The organism is Bradyrhizobium uaiense, assembly GCF_010811875.1.
Lineage (GTDB): Bacteria > Pseudomonadota > Alphaproteobacteria > Rhizobiales > Xanthobacteraceae > Bradyrhizobium > Bradyrhizobium uaiense.
Genome location: NZ_VKHP01001276.1, coordinates 1 through 210 on the forward strand (window position 1 = coordinate 1; position 210 = coordinate 210).

At 62.4% G+C, this 210-nt stretch carries 1 protein-coding gene; it reads left to right on the forward strand.

Features of this window, described 5'->3' with window-relative positions:
- Positions 1-210, forward strand: a 210-nt coding sequence (locus FNJ47_RS49610) for a SufD family Fe-S cluster assembly protein (protein WP_175068550.1), incomplete at both ends; no start/stop codon positions are given.

Genomic DNA, 210 nt, shown 5'->3' on the forward strand with positions numbered 1-210 from the left:
TCATCGCCGACAAGGGCTCCTACGTCTCTTATCTCGAGGGCTGCACCGCGCCGCAGCGCGACGAGAACCAGCTGCACGCCGCAGTGGTCGAGCTCGTCACGCTCGACGACGCCGAGATCAAGTATTCGACGGTGCAGAACTGGTACCCGGGCAATTCCGAGGGTAAGGGCGGCATCTACAATTTCGTCACCAAGCGTGGCGATTGCCGCG